The organism is Hyphomonas sp. L-53-1-40 (assembly GCF_000682775.1).
GTDB lineage: Bacteria > Pseudomonadota > Alphaproteobacteria > Caulobacterales > Hyphomonadaceae > Hyphomonas.
The window spans coordinates 1-15,441 of sequence record NZ_AWFI01000020.1 but is presented as its reverse complement, the minus strand read 5'-3'; the positions used below and the strand labels follow the sequence as shown (position 1 = coordinate 15,441).

Below are 15,441 nucleotides of genomic sequence, written 5' to 3'. Positions count from 1 at the left end.
GTTCGGCGGTGGCACCCGCTAGCCAAGGACTGGCACTCCTGTTAGCAGGAAGCCACGCGGTTTGGCGAGCCGTAGACGCTGCCATGCATGCAATTAACGGGGGCGAGTTCCATGTCGAAAGCGGCATTGAAGCGGCGAGCCAAGGAAGCTCGCCACTGGCTTTTTGAAGCGTGCTTCCCTCTTTGGAGTGAGCGCGGAGTCGGCGAGTCTGGCCTGTTTCGAGAAACACTGTCTCTCGATCACGCGCCGATCCAGGACGAGATCACACGCATTCGCGTGCAAGCCCGGCAAACCTATGTCTTCGCACAGGCCGCCCTGCTCGGCTGGAAACCGGACATATCACAGGATCTGGTTCACCAAGGTGTGCGCACCCTCAGCGGTACGGCTCGGCGGGAAGATGGCCTTGTGGGTCGCACGCTCAACGCAGATAGCCACGAATATGTCGACGATACGCCCGACACGTATGATCTCGCCTTCACGCTCTACGCGCTCGCCGTGGCCAGTGAAGCTCTGGACGACGGAAGCGGCGCGATCGCTTCGGCAAGGGCGCTGCTGGATGCGCTGGACGGGCGGATGAAAGACCGGATCAATGGCGGCTATGCCGAAAGCTTGCCGCCGCCATCCCAGCGCAGCCAAAATCCGCATATGCATTTGCTGGAAGCGTGCATGGCCCTGCACCGGGCCGACCCTGAAGGGGACCATCTCACCCGCGCCAGCGAACTCATCTCCCTGTTTCAGGCAAAATTCACCGCAGGCCCAGGCGGCCTGCTGGGAGAATTTTTTGCCCCGGACTGGGCAGAAGGCGCAGGCGATGCCGCGCGCATTGTCGAGCCGGGTCACCAGTTCGAGTGGATCTGGCTATTGAGCCAGCACGCCCGCGCAACCGACCAGCCAATTCCGCCCATTGCCGGTCGCTTGTACAGCTTCGCCACCAGCACGCTGGATCCAGACGGGCGCGCCATTCTGGAAGTCACCCGCGACGGCGCACCCCACAATGCGGGGCGACGCACCTGGTCGCAGACCGAAGCGCTCAAAGCGCATCTGGCAATGCTGAATCTGACTGATGACGACGCCATCGCTGCCGCGGCCTGCCAGAGCTTCGACATCCTCATGGATGAATACCTGACCCCGGAGGGTGGGTGGGTCGACCAGTATGATGGCGATGACCACATCGTCTCAACCAACATGCCAGCGTCCACCGGCTACCATGTCGCGCTCGCATTTTCAGAGCTAATCCGGGCGATGGAAGCTTGAACCCGGACCCTTTTACGCTGAAAAGGGCCCGCAACAGACCAAAAAGGAATTTTTCATGCCCAGATTAGCGCTTGTCCGCCACGGCCAATCCGAATGGAACCTGCAAAACCGGTTCACCGGCTGGTGGGATGCCGACCTGACCGAGAAGGGCGAAGCCGAAGCCAAAAAGTCCGGTGAAATGCTGAAAACCTGCGACGCCGATTTCCGCGCCGCGTTCACCAGCGTTCAGACCCGTGCCATCCGTACGCTCTGGATCGCCCTGACGGAGATGGACCGCGTATGGATGCCGGTGACCAAGCATTGGCGCCTGAATGAGCGCCACTATGGTGGACTGACTGGTCTCAACAAGGCAGAGACTGCCGCCAAACATGGCGAAGATCAGGTTCATATCTGGCGCCGTTCCTACGACATTCCCCCACCGCCGATGGAATCTGGCAGCGAGTTCGATCTGGCAGGCGACCCCCGCTACAAGGGCATCGATATCCCGAACACCGAAAGTCTGAAGCTGACACTGGAACGTGTGCTGCCCTATTGGGAAGAAGCGATCACACCCGTGCTCAAATCCGGAACGGACGTCGTCATTGCAGCACATGGTAACTCCCTGCGCGCCCTGGTGAAACATCTGTTCCAGGTGCCGGATGAGTCCATTACCGGGATCGAGATTCCAACCGGTAATCCGCTCTACATTGATCTGGATGACACGCTCAAGCCAGTCTCCGTTCGTTATTTGGATGCTGATCGCAGCAAGCCGCTTCCTGAACTGCCATGAGCTTTCGCCCGTCCCGACGGCGCGACCGGCGCATGATGGGACGGGCCCACAGCCTGGCTCGGCTCAACCAAGGCCTCACCGGGATAAACCCGTCGGTCGGATGTGTCATCCTGGATGCTGACGGGCATGTCGTTGGCGCCGGGGTAACCGGCCTGGGCGGGCGTCCTCATGCCGAGGAGGTTGCATTGGATGAAGCCGGAGACGCCGCGCGAGGTGGTACCGCCTATGTCACACTGGAGCCCTGCCGCGAGCGATCCCAGGGCGGAAAATCCTGCTCCGTGAAATTGCTGGAGGCTGGCATCGCCCGCGTCGTCTGCGCCATAGACGACCCCCACCCCGTCGCCAATGGGGGCATCCGCGCCCTCAGGGACGCTGGAATTGAAGTCCGGATCGGGCTTGGCCAGCGCGAGAGCCGCCGACTTTACCGAAAATTCTTCGCAAGCCTGCTCTAGCCAGTGAATGGCCCGGCATGCGCGATGATCTTTTCATACAGCGCCACGGAATCGCGCTGGAACGCGGCCTTGTTGAACTGCTGCTCATATGAGGCTCGGCCACCTTCGACCAGCTTTGCCGCGAGCGCCTTGTCCGAGATCACCCGGCTGAGCGCCGTGGCGAGCGCATCGACATCATTTTTCGGAATCAACAGCCCGTTCACTTCATTCTTCACATAGGCTGCCGGGCCAACCGCATCTGCCGCAACCAGCGGACGGGACGCTGCCCATGCGTCGACGGTCACCGTGCCGAACGGCTCGTAGCGGGACGGGAAGGCCACCACATCGCAGGCCGCGAGCAGCGCGCCGCGATCATTGCGCCAGCCTAGGAAGCGAACCCGATCATCCAGCCCAAGTTTGGTACACTGCGCCTTCAGCTCGGCCTCGATGGGGCCGTCGCCGGCGATCCAGACATAAAGACCAGGCACCTTTGCCGTGGCATCCAGCAGCGTGTCGAGGCCCTTCTTCTCATGCAGGCGGGCCAACGCCAGGGCGACGGGCGCATCCTCGGGCGTATCCAGCGCTGCGCGGCTAGCAGGATCAGTGCCTTCAAAATCGGCATAAGTGTGAACGATGGCAGAGCGATCATCCGGGACGCCCTGTTCGCGGATGTGACGCAGCAGGTCGATGGTCAGGCCAACATGCCACTCACAGTTCACAAAACGCGCAAGTTTGTAATAGCCGCCATACCAACCAATCGAACGATTGCGGTATTCCTTCGGGGCGTATTGCCCGGCGCGGCCCATCCAGTACTCGATAACATCCGGTTTGAAGACCTTGATGGCATCGCCAATCACGCGGCGTGTCGGAAACGGCCATGTATTGTTGAAGGCGGCGACATCGACGCCGATGCCGGCCTCGCGGAATTTCTGGACGCGGAACTGGTTATCCGGCCGCGTGACCACATGCTGGGTCAGACCGGCTTCCGCCAGTGCCAGCACGGATTCCAGCATGATGTTCTCTGCGCCGCCTTCTCGGGCGCCCGCCATCACGTGCATGATCCGCATCTGCCGCTCCTTTCAGTGTCCAACAAGTTCTGACCGAGCGCATACCCATTATCATCAGCTGCGGCAAACGCTCCTTGGCAGTGCGCGCTGAAATGCCTACAGACAGGGCCAAACACAATGAAAGCCGCATGCCCATGTCCGATTATCGCCTCTTCGGCGCAGATACCTCGCCCTATTCCCAGAAAGTGCGGTCGTTCCTGCGCTACAAGAATATTGATTTCGACTGGGTATCCCGCTCACGCGAGAATGAGGAAGAATTCCAGGCATTGGCGCGCGTGGCCTCCGTGCCGCTGCTGGTCTCCCCTTCGCGATCGGCAAATCAGGATTCCACGGCGATCATTTCAGCCCTTGAGGAAGACCATCCGGAGCCTACAGCCGTTCCTGACGACGTCGCCACATCGACCCTTGCGCTGATCCTCGAAGACTATGCGGATGAATGGCTGAACAAGATCATGTTCCTTGAGCGCTGGAGCCAGAAGCCCGACCGCGAAGACGCTGCCCTGCGTGTGCTGGTCCAGCTCTATGGCGGCAAGCGCCCCCGCGCCTACAAGAAGGCCCAGAAGCAAATTGCCGAACGCATGGCCGACCGTCTGAATCTGGTTGGCGCCGACAGCGCAAATGCAGACATGCTGAAAGCCTCGTTCGAACGCTTTGCAACACTTCTCAACGCGCATTTGACCGATCAACTCTATATCTTCGGCGGTCGTCCGTCTGCGGCCGATTTTGCCCTTGCCGCGCAATTCCAGCAGATGATGATGGACAAGACCCCGGCCGAGTGGCTGAAGAAGCACGCTCCCTTTGTGGTTGCCTGGATCGAGAATATGGAAGATCCCAAACCGGGCGCGCCTTTCGCGTCGCTGGAAGTGCTTGCGCCCACGCTGACGCCGCTGTTTGCCGAGGAAGTCTCGAAAACCTATCTGCCCTGGGCCAAGGCCAATTCAAAAGCCGCCGAACGCGGTGACAAGAACGTTTCCGCATCCATTGAGGGCGGCAGCTTTGAACAGACCACGCAAACCTATGCTGCCCGCGCCTATGATTCCGTCCGCAAGGCGGTCGGCGCTTCGCTCAGCGACGACGCTCTCAAAGGCTTCCTGTCGGAAGCCGGTTGCTCGAAATTCTTCGGCTAGCCGCCAGAGACAATTCGCAAATAGAAAAACGGCGCGCCCATCTCTGGACGCGCCGTTCTCTTATCTGATCAGAACTCGGCGTTTAGGCCGCGTTGCTGGCCGATTTCTTGCCAATCAGTTTCGGCTCCGACTTTGCCGGGGCGCCAATCTCGATCTTGCGAGGTTTCTTCTCTTCAGGAAGCTCGCGAATAAGGTCGATCCGCAGCACGCCGTGCTGCAGGTTCGCGCCGGTCACGATGACATGGTCAGCCAGCTGATACCGCCGGATGAAGCTGCGCTGGGCAATGCCGCGATGCAGATAGTTGCGGCCCTCGCCGTCTTCATTCTCGCCGCGCTTGCCGGCCACAGTCAGCAAGCCTTCTTTCGTCTCGATCTCGAGGTCATCTTCGGTAAATCCCGCGACCGCGATCTCGATGGCGAAGGCGTTTTCGTCAACGCGTTCGATATTGTATGGGGGATAGCCTTGTGACCCGTCGAGGCGAGACGCCTGATCAATCATGCCCGCAAGCCGGTCAAAGCCGACAACGGTACGGTAAAGGGGGGTAAGGTCGATATTGCTCATGTGTTCAGTCCTCTTAAATCAAGCAACTGCGGGCAACCCGTTCGGGGAGCGCCCGGATGGATGTTCAGCACCTGAAAAGAACCAACCCGAATTCGGCGTTGGGACAGATACTGGTCACAGCCCGATTTACGGCACCGTGACATGATCTATGTGGGTAGCGTAAGGAGAGGTTCAAGAGGCCTGTTGAGGAGACACCCTGTGAAGCAATTGACCCCGATGATCGCCCTGTCTGCACTGGTTCTGGCAGCTTGCGGCCAGCCAGAGACACCCGCATCAGAGACACCCGCCCCCGAAACCCCGCCGGTCGAGACAGCCTCGACCGAAGCCTCGCCGCTGGACGCCGCGATCGCTGGCGAACACCGCACGGATGCCGAAAAGGCGCGCGACGCCTGGCGTCACCCGAAAGAAACGCTCGAATTCTTCGGGGTGGAAGCGGATGACAAAGTGGTGCGGCGGCTGGTACACAAATGTCATCGCGCCCTATCTTGCCAGTGGCGGTGGCACACTGGTCGCAGCCTATTTCGACCCGAATATTGGTGATGAAGACCGTCGCGCCCGCATCGCCGAGCGCCTTGCAGAATTCCAGGCGAATTATGACGACCCGAAATTCGGCACCATCGAATACAGCGCCTTTTCGTCCGAGAGTGGCCCGCTGACCGAGGTGGGAACAGCCGACGTCGTGCTGACCTTCCGCAACCTCCACAATTGGATGAGCGGCGGATACACCGAGAAATTTTTCACGGACGCCTATACCGCTCTGAAGCCCGGCGGCGTGTTGGGCGTGGTCGAACATCGCCTGCCTTCAACGGCCACACAGGACCCGACGGCCTCTTCGGGTTACGTCCATGAGGATTATGTCAAATCCCTCGCCGAAGCGGCCGGGTTCGAGTTTGTCGAAGCCAGCGAAATCAATGCCAATCCGGCCGATACTGCGGATCACCCGTTTGGGGTCTGGACGCTGCCCCCGGTCAACGCCACGCAGGACCGGGAAGGCAACACTCCGGACGGTTTTGACGCTGCCGCCTATGCCGAAATCGGCGAAAGTGACCGCATGACGCTGAAATTCGTCAAGCCTGCCGAATAGGCCCGGCCAAGTTCTGAAGATGAGCCCGCGACCTTGCAGAAGGTGGCGGGCTCTTTCTTTTGCGCCTTGCTCCGCCTAAAGAGCGGCCCATGACCACAAAGACCCTCTTCCCCACTTTGGTGCGGACCCAGCCCGTTGGCGATAGCGATCTGGCGACACGGCTCGAACATGTCTGCTGGGTGCTGGCCGAGGATGACGCCGCGGGGAATGCGTGGTGCGAGACCGAAGGCTATGGCGGGTACACATCCTACGCATCTCTCGACGACTTGCCGGACCGGTTCCCGGAATTTGCGGAGCTGAAAGCCTTGCTCGATGCCGTCGCGGCTGACTTTGCGACGGAACTCGACTGGGACATGGAGGGCTTCACCCTGGAACTCGACGCGATCTGGGTGAATATTCTGGAGCCCGGCTTTGGCCACTCCAATCATATCCACCCCGGCAGCGTGATTTCAGGAACCTATTACGTCTCCACGCCAGACGGCGCGTCTCGGCTGAAACTGGAAGACCCGCGCCTGTCGCGCATGATGGCCGCGCCGCAATTGCGCGATGACGCGCCAGAAGACCGCCGCCGCTTTGTCTATCTTGAGCCCGAAGTCGGCCACGCCATCCTGTGGGAAAGCTGGCTGCGCCATGAAGTCCCCGCCAATATGGGCGAGGAACCGCGACTCTCGATCAGTTTCAATTACGCCCTGAAGCGCGTTTGACGGGCGCCTACAGCACTTTTCCAATCACCATGATCGCCAGCGCCAGTCCGCCAACATAGGTGACGAGCGCACCCAAGGCTTTAAGCGGATGCGGCTTTTCCAGCGTTGCACAGATCAGGCAGCCGAGCGCATGCAGAAAACGGGACAGGGTGATCGCCACCACAAGGCTCGTCACGGCGATTCCAAGGTCGCGCCCCGCATAGGCAAAGCCGGTGATGACAAAAAGCCCGATCAGAAGCGCAGTATATTCAGCGGCATTTCCATGCGCCCGCTCGGCTTTCATCATCGGCCCCGTCGGATCTGTCGCTGCGCCATAGGCGATGGTCTTGGTGCGCCCCCGCGTGATCGAAACCCAAAAGCCCAGCAACAGGGTCAGAATGACCAGCGCCGCGCTACAAAGAATAAGAGTTGAATGCATTTGGTGTACCTCCCAGACGGCAGAGTAACCCCATTTGGGCGAGTGGGAAGCATTCGGGCACAAAAGCTGCATTAACCCTCCCGCGTCACTGCCACTCTTGACGCAATCTGTTTCAGGCGTCATCGCCACCCCACACCGTGTTTCAACCTTCCAGCCAGATGCGAGCCGTCTTATGGACCTTTCCAAAATCAAAACCGGCGACAATCCGCCAGACGACATCAATGTGCTCATCGAGGTCCCGCTTGGCGGCGACCCGATCAAATACGAGATCGACAAGGATTCCGGCGCGATGTTCGTGGACCGCTATCTCTACACCGAGATGCGCTATCCCTGTAATTACGGCTTCGTGCCGCACACACTCAGCCTCGACGGCGACCCGATCGACGTGATGGTTGTCGGCAATCGTCCACTGGTGCCGGGCTCGGTCGTGCGCGCCCGTCCCGTCGGCGTTCTAATGATGACCGACGACAAGGGCCCGGACGAGAAGATCCTCGCCGTGCCGCACAACAAGCTGACGTCATACTACGACAAGATCGCGACCTATCACGACCTGCCGCAGACCCTGATCGACAAGACCGCCCACTTCTTCGAGCACTACAAGGATCTCGAAAAAGGCAAGTGGACCCGGATCGAAGGCTGGTACGGCATCGAGAAAGCCCGCGAACTGATCGAAGCCGCCGTCAAGCGCGGCCAGGCAGAAGGCGCCTGATCGCAGCGGCGGGATGCAAATGTTTGAACGCCTGTTCGCACTTTGCCTGATCCTGCCGCTTTTTGCTTGCACCCAATTGCAAGACCGGCCGTCGGCGCTGCATGCACCGGCGGCCGATCTGTATGACGCCTCAGCGCCCGATCTCGGCCTCTCGCCCCTGCCCGGCGCGAAGACCATCACCGTATTTCGGCCCGGCCCCGGCACGGACCAGTTCAGCAATGGCGCCGTGCCCATCGCCTTCAAGGGCCGCGTCTTCGTACAATGGCAAAGCTCGGCCCGCGATGAAGACGCCCCGGACACATGGGTTGCCTATTCAGTCAGCGACGACAATGGCGATCAATGGAGCGCGCCGCGTCCCCTGACCACACCGTCTGATGGCGAGGAGATCCGCTCCAGCGGCGGCTGGTGGACCGATGGCGAAACGCTCATAGCCTTCATCAATGTCTGGCCGGACTACACCGCCTATCGCCTCAGCCATGACGGCGAAACCTGGTCCGAGCCCCGCCCCGTGCTCGGCGCAGACGGAATGCCGGTGAATGGCGTGATCGAGCAGGATCCGCACCTGTATGACGGCCGCCTTCACACCGCCTTCCATGTGCGACCCGGTATCCGGGCGCGCCCCTTCTACACCGACAACCCGCTCGGATTGACGGGATGGCAGGCTGGCGCGTTCGAGAACCTTCCCTCTGACCCGCCCATGAGCCGGGAGCTGGAACCCAGCCTGTTTCAACGCGGCGACTGTCTTGTCATGGTCTTCCGCGATCAGGCGTCGAGCTTTCGCCAGCTTGCATCGGAAAGCTGCGACCGCGGAGCAAGCTGGAGCCATCCGCAGCTGACTTCCATGCCTGACGCACGCACGAAGCAAAGCGCGGGCAATTTACCCGGTGGCACCGCCTTTCTCGTTCACGCGCCAAAAGGCGACAAACTGCGCATTCCCCTCGTCCTGTCGCTGTCAGAAGATGGCCACGTGTTCGACCGCGCCTTTCTCCTGCGCGGCGCCGATGACCTGCAGCCCCTGCGCACCGAGGGCCTCTACAAGCGGCCGGGCTATCATTATCCGAAAAGCTGGGTCGCAGGCGACTTCCTCTTCATTGCCTACACCGCAAACAAGGAAGACGTCGAACTGACCCGAATTCCCCTTTCCGCGCTGGAGGCGCGCTGAATGGACCTGTCAGTCTGGCTCGCGCTGATGGCGCTGTTCTTCGCTGGCGGCCTGACCCCCGGCCCGGCCGTCATGATGGTGATGAGCGCATCCTTGCGCTATGGCGCGCCGACCGCGCTGGTCCCTGCCGCAGGCGTATCCGCCGCCAACCTTGTCTGGATTTCCCTCGCCGCAACCGGCATCGCCACCTTTGCGGCGCAGGCCCCGCTCGTGCTGACGGGCCTGAAGATTGCCGGCATCTGCTTCATTGCCTGGCTGGCCTGGACTATGGCCACCGCAGACCCGCACCGGCCTCGCGCCCGCGCAGATCAGGCGCCTGCGAAGTCCAATTTGTTTGGTCGCGGCGTTGGCCTGCAATTGCTCAACCCGAATGCGCTCGTCTTCTTCGGACTGTTGCTGCCAAGCTATTTCGATCCGGACAAGCCGGTCGTCCAGCAAGCCTTGCTGATCATGCTGACCGTGACCATCACCGAAATGTTCGGCCTCGCCTTCTATGCCTGGCTTGCAGACGCCATGAACCGCCGGTTCCAGTCGCCCGTCTTCACGAAATGGTTCAATCGCCTGGCCGCGTCCGCCATGCTGGTATCGGCCCTGTTCGCGGCGCTTATGACCAGTGGAAACTGACCGCCACTCCGGGGCGAATCAGGGCTCGATCACCTCAAACCGGCTGGTTTTCGGGTTCCGCCAGTGCAGTTCGCCATGCTTGATCGCAAACCAGGCGCCATGCAGTTCCAACTCGCCCGCCTCGACCGCCCGCTTCACGAATGGAAACGACATCAGGTTTCCAAGAGACGTTTCGACACCTTCCAATTCGAGGGCAAATTGCGGATTGACCGATCCGCTTTCCACAACGCGCGCGCGGGCCGCTTCCAGCAAGCGTACCCAAGGCGTCACGAACTCGCCGATTTCCGGTGTGCCTTCCCCGGCCAAAGAGGCCGCGACACCGCCGCATCCGCCATGTCCCATCACCACGATATGCTCTATCTTCAACACGTTGACCGCATATTCGAGGGCGGCGCTCACGCCGTGCAGGCCGTCATCCGGCTGATAGGGCGGCACGAGATTGGCAACGTTACGGACGACGAACAATTGGCCCGGCGCGGCATTGAAAATGTCCGAAGGCTCGGCCCGGCTATCCGCGCAAGCAATCAGCATGATGCGGGGATTCTGGCCTTCGCCCAGCTCCCGATACAATGCAGCCTGTTTTGAATAGATTCCTTTTCGGAAGCTGCGATACCCCTGCAGCAGATCCTCGACCGTATTCATGCCAACAACTCCTGTTTCTCTGTAGGACTGACTAGTGCATATTGCAGTGGCGGCAAGCGGAAACGGGAGTTTGTTTACTACTTCACCCTTATGCTTGGCTGACAAAAGCTGTACTTAGTGCAGCGCAGCATTCAAGAAACTGGAGTTGTTCATGCCCACGCCCTCGGAGACCAGCAAGTCTTCCCGGAAGGGGCCGACGCGCAGTGAAGCGTCCAAGGCCGCCATTCTGGACGCAACACGCATAGAGATGGCGGAGAATGGCTGGCGCGGCTTCAGCGTAGATGGCGTCGCCAAACGTGCCAGCGCATCCAAACAGACCATCTACAAATGGTGGCCCTCAATCGGCGCGATGTGTGTCGACGCCGCACTGGCCCTGATTCCAGACAGCCCGGATGGTGGGCGCGATCCACAAGAGCGGATCACCACACTCATCGTGCCGCTGGAGGCCGCCGCACGCACCGGAGCCGGGCACGCCGTTCTGCGAGTCGCCTTGACGGCAGCCGCTGACGACAAGGATGCTGGCGAACTGTGGCGCGCATGGATGAACCGCGACATTCGTATGCCGATGCGCATGCTCCTCGCCGAATTGGCCGGAAAACGCGTGATTCGACGTGATTTCGATCTTGATGAGGCAATTGAAGAAATGCTGGGGCCCCTTTGGCACCGTATTTTGATCATGCGCGCGCCCGTGCGGGAGGGCTTTTGTAGTGCCCAGTCCGCAAACTTCCTTAAAGTGTACGCCGTCAGCTGATTTCGCGCATGGCGTGAAATTTGCAGAGTTGCTCCTGAAGTTTTCGGGGGCATTCCATGTCTGCTACACGCATAAATTGGGTCGATTACGCCAAGGGTCTCTGCATTATCGGGTTCGTACTGGCGCAGTCTGTATATGGATACGTCGCAATGACGGGCCAGCCCAGCTGGATGCACTTTGCCGCCGCCTGGGCAGCCCCCATCATCCTGCCGACGCTGTTCATCGTGTCCGGCTTGTTCCTTCCCCGCACGCTATTCGGATCGAAATCGACGTTTTTCGATCGGAAAGTGCTCCGATTCATCTACTTCTATGTCGTTTGGCTGATCATCCAGACGGTCATTCTCTATACGCCGCACGTCGCTTCAAGCCCGCTTGCCATTGCGAGTGCATTGCTGAGCGGTCTGGCCCAGCCCACATCGGGGCTTTGGATCCTGCCCATGCTGGCCCTGTTTCACCTCGCCACATGGCTCACACGTCGTAGCGCACCGACGAGAATCCTGCTCGTGGCCGCCCTGCTCCAGACGGCCCATGCGGCCGGCATGATCCAGACGGGTTGGCTGGTGATAGATGCTTTCGCCCAGTATTTCGTGTTCTTCTTCGCAGGCTGTCACGGGGCAGAATTGTTCCGCCGGTTTGCCGTCCGCTTGTCCGAGGGCTTCTCGGATGTACCGGCCGCATTGATCATCTGGGCCGCCATCAACACGGTCCTGGTCGCGCAGGGTACGGCCACATTGCCCATCATCAGCCTTGTACTTGGCTTTGCTGGCGCGTTCGCTCTGATCGCCCTGGCGACACGCCTGGCCAACACGCGGCATGGCGCCGCCATGCAATATATCGGGCGCGCGCAGTTCGTGATCTATCTGACCTATTTCCTGCCCATGACGGCCGCGCAAACCCTGCTGGCCCGGAGTGGTCTCCTGCCAGAGCCCGGGCTTACCAGCCTGGCGATTGGCCTGATCGCGATCGCCCTGTCATTGGCGTTTCACCGGCTCGTGCGTCGGACCCCGCTCAAGGCGCTCTATCGTCGACCGATGCGGTTCCGCCTAAAGGGCGCTGAACTCAGCCGGGGCGGCCAGCTGCTCGGATCCGCCACCGACAGGGTCGAAGAAGCCTGATTGGAAAAGGTGCGCCTTATTTGGCGCGGTGCCACACCATCAACGGGTCAAACGCGCCAGTTTCGGCAGCGCGCTGCAATTGGCTGATCTGATCGATCACCGGATTGGCGGCCATCGGCTTGCGGGACTGGCCATAGAGCGCGTCATCCAGTCTGCAAATCTGCTCGAACAGGGCTTCCGACCGCGCAACCAGATCCAGGAACCGCGTAGGCAAGCCCAGACCTTGCTGCGCCGCCGCGTCCAGCGCCGGCTCCTCGCGGCGGATTCGGTACTTGCGGGCCGCGGCCTCGTCGCGACGCATTTCGCCATCGCGCACAGCTTTCTGCATCACCAGCCAACTCGCCGCCTGCATAAGGCGCGTCGTCAGTTCCATGCTCCAGGCCGAATAGGTCAGCCCAGCTTCGCGAGGCAGGGTCGTCGCAGCCTCGCGCCCCGGACCGTCCAGATAGGAGGCCGTCTCTTCAACAAGTGCCATGCCGCGCGCAAAAACCGTGTCAAACAGCTTGCCGCCGGTAAACCCGTCCTGAGTGTCGAGCTGATCGTCTGGTGACGTGTCTGTCGCCATGAATGATACCTCTATGCGCCGGGGTGGAAATTTGGACTTTATCAATCCAGCCTTTCCACCCGCTTAATTGCCGCCCCCGAACAGGGCATCCGCCGCAGATTTCTGCGACTTCTTCTTCTCGATCTCCGCCTCGCAGGCTGCGATGCCTGCCTGGAGCACTTCTATGCGTTCATGCAATTCCTGCACCGACATCTGCTCCAGCGTCTGTGGTGTGTTGACCAGAATTGGCTCTTCATCAGATGCGGCCATGGGGGTCACCCTTCAATTCGTGTTACAGCCCTTATCAAAGCAGAAACGCTGCCTAGATGCGACTCTGGAGTCAGAAGGGAAAACACAAGCGACATGGCAACAGAAATGATGAAAGCCGTCCTGGTTGAAGAGGGCGCGCCGCTCAAGCTCGGCGATTTTGAGAAACCGAACCTGAAGCCGAGTGAAGTGCTGGTCAAAGTGGCCGCTTCGGGTCTCAATCGGGCAGATTTGGTTCAGCGCCGCGGCGCCTATCCGCCGCCCCCCGGCGCCTCCCCCATCATGGGTCTGGAAATTTCCGGCACTGTTGTGGAAACGTCAGATGGCACCAGCCGATTCAAGACTGGCGACCGGGTTGCAGGCCTTCTCGCCGGAGGCGGCTATGCCGAGTTTGCGGCGGTCGACGAAGGCTCGCTTTTCCCCATTCCAGACGGCATGGACATGGTAAATGCTGCCTGCTTCCCGGAAGCGCTGATGACGGTATGGGCGAACGTATTCGACCGGGTTCACTTCCAGAAGGGTGAAGCATTCCTGTGTCATGGCGGAACCAGCGGGATCGGCGTCATGGCGCTGCAAATGACCAAGATCGCCGGCGCATCAAAAATCTATGCAACCGCCGGATCAGATGACAAATGCGCGCTCTCCAGAGAGCTCGGCGCAGATCGCGCGATCAATTACAAAACCGAAGATTTCGAGAAAGTCGTCAAGGAAGATGGCGGTGTTGACGTCACGCTCGACATGGTGGGCGGGGATTACATCCAGAAGAATATCTCGGTTTCCCGCCCGGACGGCCGGATCATCAATATCGCCTATATGAACGGCTTCACGGCAGAGGTGAATTTCGCGCCCGTCCTGATGAAACGCCTGACCCTTGCCGCCACGACCCTGCGAGCCCGGCCGGTCGAGGAGAAGCGCCGCATCCGCGATGCGGTCGAGCAGGATTTCTGGCCCCATGTCGTCTCCGGCAAAATCCGGCCAATGCTGGAACAGGCGTTCCCGGTGGCCGAAGCCGAAGCCGCTCAGGCCCTGATGGCCAAGGGCGGCCATTCCGGCAAGATTGTGCTGGTCTGGTGAAGCGCACGGCTTTCAATTTCCCAGACATGGCATTATAAGGCCAGCAAGGTTTAAGGCACGTCTGAAACCCGACCGCCCGGCACGATGTGTCGGGCGGCTGCATTTTCGGCGGCCATTTCATTCAGGGAGTTCCCCATGTCAGATATTCTGATGCCCAAGGCGACCGCCGTCTGGCTGCTCGACAATACCAGCCTCACCTTTACGCAAATCGCAGATTTTTGCGGCCTCCACTATCTGGAAGTCAAAGGCATCGCCGATGGCGACGTGGCCGAGAACATGCGCGGCGTTGACCCGATTGCGGGCGGCATGCTGTCGCGCGAAGAAATCCGCAAGGGCGAAGGCGATGACGGGTACAAGCTGAAGAAGGCTGCCTCCAAGATCGCTCATATCCCACAGCCAAAGCGCAAGGGCAGCCGCTATACACCGGTCATCCGCCGTCAGGACAAGCCCGACGCCGTGGCATGGTTCATTCGCAACCACCCGGAAGTCTCTGACGCTCAAATTTCAAAGCTGATTGGCACAACCAAGTCGACCATCAACAATGTGCGTGACAAATCCCACTGGAACTCACCGAACATCCGTCCGGTCGATCCGGTGACGCTCGGCCTCTGTACACAGATCGAACTTGATGAAGTGATCGCAAAATCGGCTGACAAGCGCCGCAAACTCGAAGCCGAGAAAGCCGAGAAGTTTGAAGGCCCGGGCCTTGCGCCGGCACAGGACGAGGCGAGCGCCTACGAAGCCGAAGAAAAGCCCGCCGAGGACAATGGCGGCAACGTGTCCGCAGACGACATCTTCAAGAATTTCAGCTAGGCACGCCCTCGCAGAACAAACTCGAAAAGGCCGGCCTCAGCGCCGGCCTTTTTTTGTGGAGTGGGAGGCCAGTCTCCTCTCCCCACTTCTCCGGCGCATGCCGGAGTCTCGCGCGGCTGGCTCCGTGTCCTGACAGCAGGAGACCCCGGCATGCGCCGAGGATACGGTTCGTCGCAGAGAGACCCCCCCGACGCGCAGCGTCTGGGGGCCCATCACGGAACAGAGCCACCAAGCGAGTCCTGCGCGGTTCGGGGGATCATTCTTCACCTTCCTCTTTGTTCCCTGCCGCGCCGTCCGGAGATGGGCCCCCGGATGGCCTTTGGC

General features: G+C 60.5%; 20 protein-coding genes. 14 read left to right on the top strand and 6 right to left on the bottom strand.

Going from position 1 to position 15,441, the window contains the following annotated elements; genetic code table 11:
* Window positions 1-111: 111 nt before the first annotated feature.
* From L53_RS14985 to L53_RS14975, 3 genes are read left to right on the top strand one after another with little or no spacing between them, the layout of a single operon-like run.
* Window positions 112-1,254 carry an AGE family epimerase/isomerase gene (locus L53_RS14985; RefSeq protein ID WP_034817244.1) on the top strand — a complete coding sequence of 381 codons (1,143 nt, stop codon included), beginning with the start codon at window positions 112-114 and terminating at the stop codon, window positions 1,252-1,254.
* 55 nt (window positions 1,255-1,309) lie between these two features.
* Window positions 1,310-2,023 carry a 2,3-diphosphoglycerate-dependent phosphoglycerate mutase gene (gpmA, locus tag L53_RS14980; RefSeq protein WP_034817242.1) on the top strand — a complete coding sequence of 238 codons (714 nt, stop codon included), beginning with the start codon at window positions 1,310-1,312 and terminating at the stop codon, window positions 2,021-2,023.
* Window positions 2,020-2,475, top strand: coding sequence for a bifunctional diaminohydroxyphosphoribosylaminopyrimidine deaminase/5-amino-6-(5-phosphoribosylamino)uracil reductase RibD (locus L53_RS14975; protein ID WP_034817240.1), 456 nt, complete (start codon window positions 2,020-2,022; stop codon window positions 2,473-2,475). Before gpmA ends, L53_RS14975 begins: the two co-directional genes overlap by 4 nt.
* Here L53_RS14975 and L53_RS14970 read toward each other — a convergent pair.
* Window positions 2,472-3,521: a glycosyltransferase gene (locus tag L53_RS14970; RefSeq protein WP_034817237.1), complete on the bottom strand. Its 1,050-nt coding sequence runs from the start codon at window positions 3,519-3,521 to the stop codon at window positions 2,472-2,474. The genes L53_RS14975 and L53_RS14970 overlap by 4 nt on opposite strands.
* Before the next feature lie 128 nt (window positions 3,522-3,649).
* On the opposite strand from L53_RS14970, the gene L53_RS14965 reads away from it, so the two are divergent.
* Window positions 3,650-4,648 carry a glutathione S-transferase family protein gene (locus L53_RS14965; RefSeq protein ID WP_233347872.1) on the top strand — a complete coding sequence of 333 codons (999 nt, stop codon included), beginning with the start codon at window positions 3,650-3,652 and terminating at the stop codon, window positions 4,646-4,648.
* An 82-nt stretch (window positions 4,649-4,730) separates the two neighbouring features.
* On the opposite strand, the gene L53_RS14960 is transcribed toward L53_RS14965, so the two are convergent.
* Entirely contained in the window at window positions 4,731-5,210 is a 480-nt protein-coding gene (locus L53_RS14960) for an Hsp20 family protein (protein ID WP_034817234.1), read from the bottom strand.
* Between the two features lie 198 nt (window positions 5,211-5,408).
* Between L53_RS14960 and L53_RS17430 the strand changes: the two genes are divergently transcribed.
* The 3 genes from L53_RS17430 to L53_RS14950 all read left to right on the top strand — a co-directional run bounded on the left by L53_RS17430 (window position 5,409) and on the right by L53_RS14950 (window position 6,998).
* Entirely contained in the window at window positions 5,409-5,750 is a 342-nt protein-coding gene (locus L53_RS17430; RefSeq protein ID WP_233347871.1) for a hypothetical protein, read from the top strand.
* Window positions 5,647-6,294 carry a class I SAM-dependent methyltransferase gene (locus L53_RS14955; protein WP_233347870.1) on the top strand — a complete coding sequence of 216 codons (648 nt, stop codon included), beginning with the start codon at window positions 5,647-5,649 and terminating at the stop codon, window positions 6,292-6,294. The genes L53_RS17430 and L53_RS14955 overlap by 104 nt, the downstream gene beginning before the upstream one ends.
* An 89-nt stretch (window positions 6,295-6,383) precedes the next feature.
* On the top strand, window positions 6,384-6,998 hold the full coding sequence (locus tag L53_RS14950; protein ID WP_034817231.1) for a TIGR02466 family protein: 615 nt from the start codon (window positions 6,384-6,386) through the stop codon (window positions 6,996-6,998).
* Between the two features lie 7 nt (window positions 6,999-7,005).
* Here the strand turns inward: L53_RS14950 and L53_RS17180 are convergent, their stop codons facing one another.
* On the bottom strand, window positions 7,006-7,416 hold the full coding sequence (locus L53_RS17180; protein WP_034817229.1) for an MAPEG family protein: 411 nt from the start codon (window positions 7,414-7,416) through the stop codon (window positions 7,006-7,008).
* 172 nt (window positions 7,417-7,588) lie between these two features.
* Here L53_RS17180 and ppa point away from each other — a divergent pair, with 172 nt between their 5' ends.
* From ppa to L53_RS14930, 3 genes are read left to right on the top strand one after another with little or no spacing between them, the layout of a single operon-like run.
* A complete protein-coding gene (ppa, locus tag L53_RS14940) occupies window positions 7,589-8,125 on the top strand; it encodes an inorganic diphosphatase (protein ID WP_034817227.1) in 537 nt (178 codons plus the stop codon).
* A 19-nt stretch (window positions 8,126-8,144) separates the two neighbouring features.
* Window positions 8,145-9,287 carry a sialidase family protein gene (locus L53_RS14935; RefSeq protein ID WP_051608039.1) on the top strand — a complete coding sequence of 381 codons (1,143 nt, stop codon included), beginning with the start codon at window positions 8,145-8,147 and terminating at the stop codon, window positions 9,285-9,287.
* Window positions 9,288-9,911, top strand: coding sequence for a LysE family translocator (locus tag L53_RS14930; protein ID WP_034817225.1), 624 nt, complete (start codon window positions 9,288-9,290; stop codon window positions 9,909-9,911).
* A gap of 18 nt (window positions 9,912-9,929) precedes the next feature.
* Here L53_RS14930 and L53_RS14925 read toward each other — a convergent pair whose 3' ends face one another.
* On the bottom strand, window positions 9,930-10,553 hold the full coding sequence (locus L53_RS14925; RefSeq protein ID WP_034817223.1) for a carbonic anhydrase: 624 nt from the start codon (window positions 10,551-10,553) through the stop codon (window positions 9,930-9,932).
* Window positions 10,554-10,704: 151 nt separating this feature from the next.
* Here L53_RS14925 and L53_RS14920 point away from each other — a divergent pair, with 151 nt between their 5' ends.
* Window positions 10,705-11,304 (top strand): TetR/AcrR family transcriptional regulator, encoded by a 600-nt coding sequence (locus tag L53_RS14920; RefSeq protein WP_034817221.1) that lies wholly within the window; start codon window positions 10,705-10,707, stop codon window positions 11,302-11,304.
* Window positions 11,305-11,360: 56 nt separating this feature from the next.
* Entirely contained in the window at window positions 11,361-12,419 is a 1,059-nt protein-coding gene (locus tag L53_RS14915; protein WP_051608023.1) for an acyltransferase family protein, read from the top strand.
* Window positions 12,420-12,435: 16 nt separating this feature from the next.
* On the opposite strand, the gene L53_RS14910 is transcribed toward L53_RS14915, so the two are convergent.
* Together L53_RS14910 and L53_RS14905 are read right to left on the bottom strand one after the other, a co-directional pair.
* The gene (locus tag L53_RS14910) at window positions 12,436-12,984 is read right to left on the bottom strand and encodes a DUF1465 family protein (protein WP_034817219.1); all 549 of its coding nucleotides are present in this window, start codon (window positions 12,982-12,984) and stop codon (window positions 12,436-12,438) included.
* A 63-nt stretch (window positions 12,985-13,047) separates the two neighbouring features.
* On the bottom strand, window positions 13,048-13,233 hold the full coding sequence (locus L53_RS14905) for a DUF1192 domain-containing protein (protein WP_034817216.1): 186 nt from the start codon (window positions 13,231-13,233) through the stop codon (window positions 13,048-13,050).
* Window positions 13,234-13,326: 93 nt separating this feature from the next.
* On the opposite strand from L53_RS14905, the gene L53_RS14900 reads away from it, so the two are divergent.
* Complete coding sequence (locus tag L53_RS14900) at window positions 13,327-14,304, top strand: NAD(P)H-quinone oxidoreductase (RefSeq protein ID WP_034817214.1); 978 nt, start codon at window positions 13,327-13,329, stop codon at window positions 14,302-14,304.
* Window positions 14,305-14,439: 135 nt separating this feature from the next.
* Window positions 14,440-15,117, top strand: coding sequence for a DUF1013 domain-containing protein (locus L53_RS14895; protein WP_034817212.1), 678 nt, complete (start codon window positions 14,440-14,442; stop codon window positions 15,115-15,117).
* The last annotated feature ends 324 nt before the right edge of the window (window positions 15,118-15,441 follow it).

Bases quoted from the DNA above. Each gene is read 5' to 3' on its own strand.
- L53_RS14985 (WP_034817244.1), top strand. From the start codon at position 112: ATGTCGAAAGCGGCATTGAAGCGGCGAGCCAAGGAAGCTCGCCACTGG.
- gpmA (WP_034817242.1), top strand. From the start codon at position 1,310: ATGCCCAGATTAGCGCTTGTCCGCCACGGCCAATCCGAATGGAACCTG.
- L53_RS14975 (WP_034817240.1), top strand. From the start codon at position 2,020: ATGAGCTTTCGCCCGTCCCGACGGCGCGACCGGCGCATGATGGGACGG.
- L53_RS14970 (WP_034817237.1), bottom strand. From the start codon at position 3,521: ATGCGGATCATGCACGTGATGGCGGGCGCCCGAGAAGGCGGCGCAGAG.
- L53_RS14965 (WP_233347872.1), top strand. From the start codon at position 3,650: ATGCCCATGTCCGATTATCGCCTCTTCGGCGCAGATACCTCGCCCTAT.
- L53_RS14960 (WP_034817234.1), bottom strand. From the start codon at position 5,210: ATGAGCAATATCGACCTTACCCCCCTTTACCGTACCGTTGTCGGCTTT.
- L53_RS14955 (WP_233347870.1), top strand. From the start codon at position 5,647: ATGACAAAGTGGTGCGGCGGCTGGTACACAAATGTCATCGCGCCCTAT.
- L53_RS14950 (WP_034817231.1), top strand. From the start codon at position 6,384: ATGACCACAAAGACCCTCTTCCCCACTTTGGTGCGGACCCAGCCCGTT.
- L53_RS17180 (WP_034817229.1), bottom strand. From the start codon at position 7,416: ATGCATTCAACTCTTATTCTTTGTAGCGCGGCGCTGGTCATTCTGACC.
- ppa (WP_034817227.1), top strand. From the start codon at position 7,589: ATGGACCTTTCCAAAATCAAAACCGGCGACAATCCGCCAGACGACATC.
- L53_RS14935 (WP_051608039.1), top strand. From the start codon at position 8,145: ATGTTTGAACGCCTGTTCGCACTTTGCCTGATCCTGCCGCTTTTTGCT.
- L53_RS14930 (WP_034817225.1), top strand. From the start codon at position 9,288: ATGGACCTGTCAGTCTGGCTCGCGCTGATGGCGCTGTTCTTCGCTGGC.
- L53_RS14925 (WP_034817223.1), bottom strand. From the start codon at position 10,553: ATGAATACGGTCGAGGATCTGCTGCAGGGGTATCGCAGCTTCCGAAAA.
- L53_RS14920 (WP_034817221.1), top strand. From the start codon at position 10,705: ATGCCCACGCCCTCGGAGACCAGCAAGTCTTCCCGGAAGGGGCCGACG.
- L53_RS14915 (WP_051608023.1), top strand. From the start codon at position 11,361: ATGTCTGCTACACGCATAAATTGGGTCGATTACGCCAAGGGTCTCTGC.
- L53_RS14910 (WP_034817219.1), bottom strand. From the start codon at position 12,984: ATGGCGACAGACACGTCACCAGACGATCAGCTCGACACTCAGGACGGG.
- L53_RS14905 (WP_034817216.1), bottom strand. From the start codon at position 13,233: ATGGCCGCATCTGATGAAGAGCCAATTCTGGTCAACACACCACAGACG.
- L53_RS14900 (WP_034817214.1), top strand. From the start codon at position 13,327: ATGGCAACAGAAATGATGAAAGCCGTCCTGGTTGAAGAGGGCGCGCCG.
- L53_RS14895 (WP_034817212.1), top strand. From the start codon at position 14,440: ATGTCAGATATTCTGATGCCCAAGGCGACCGCCGTCTGGCTGCTCGAC.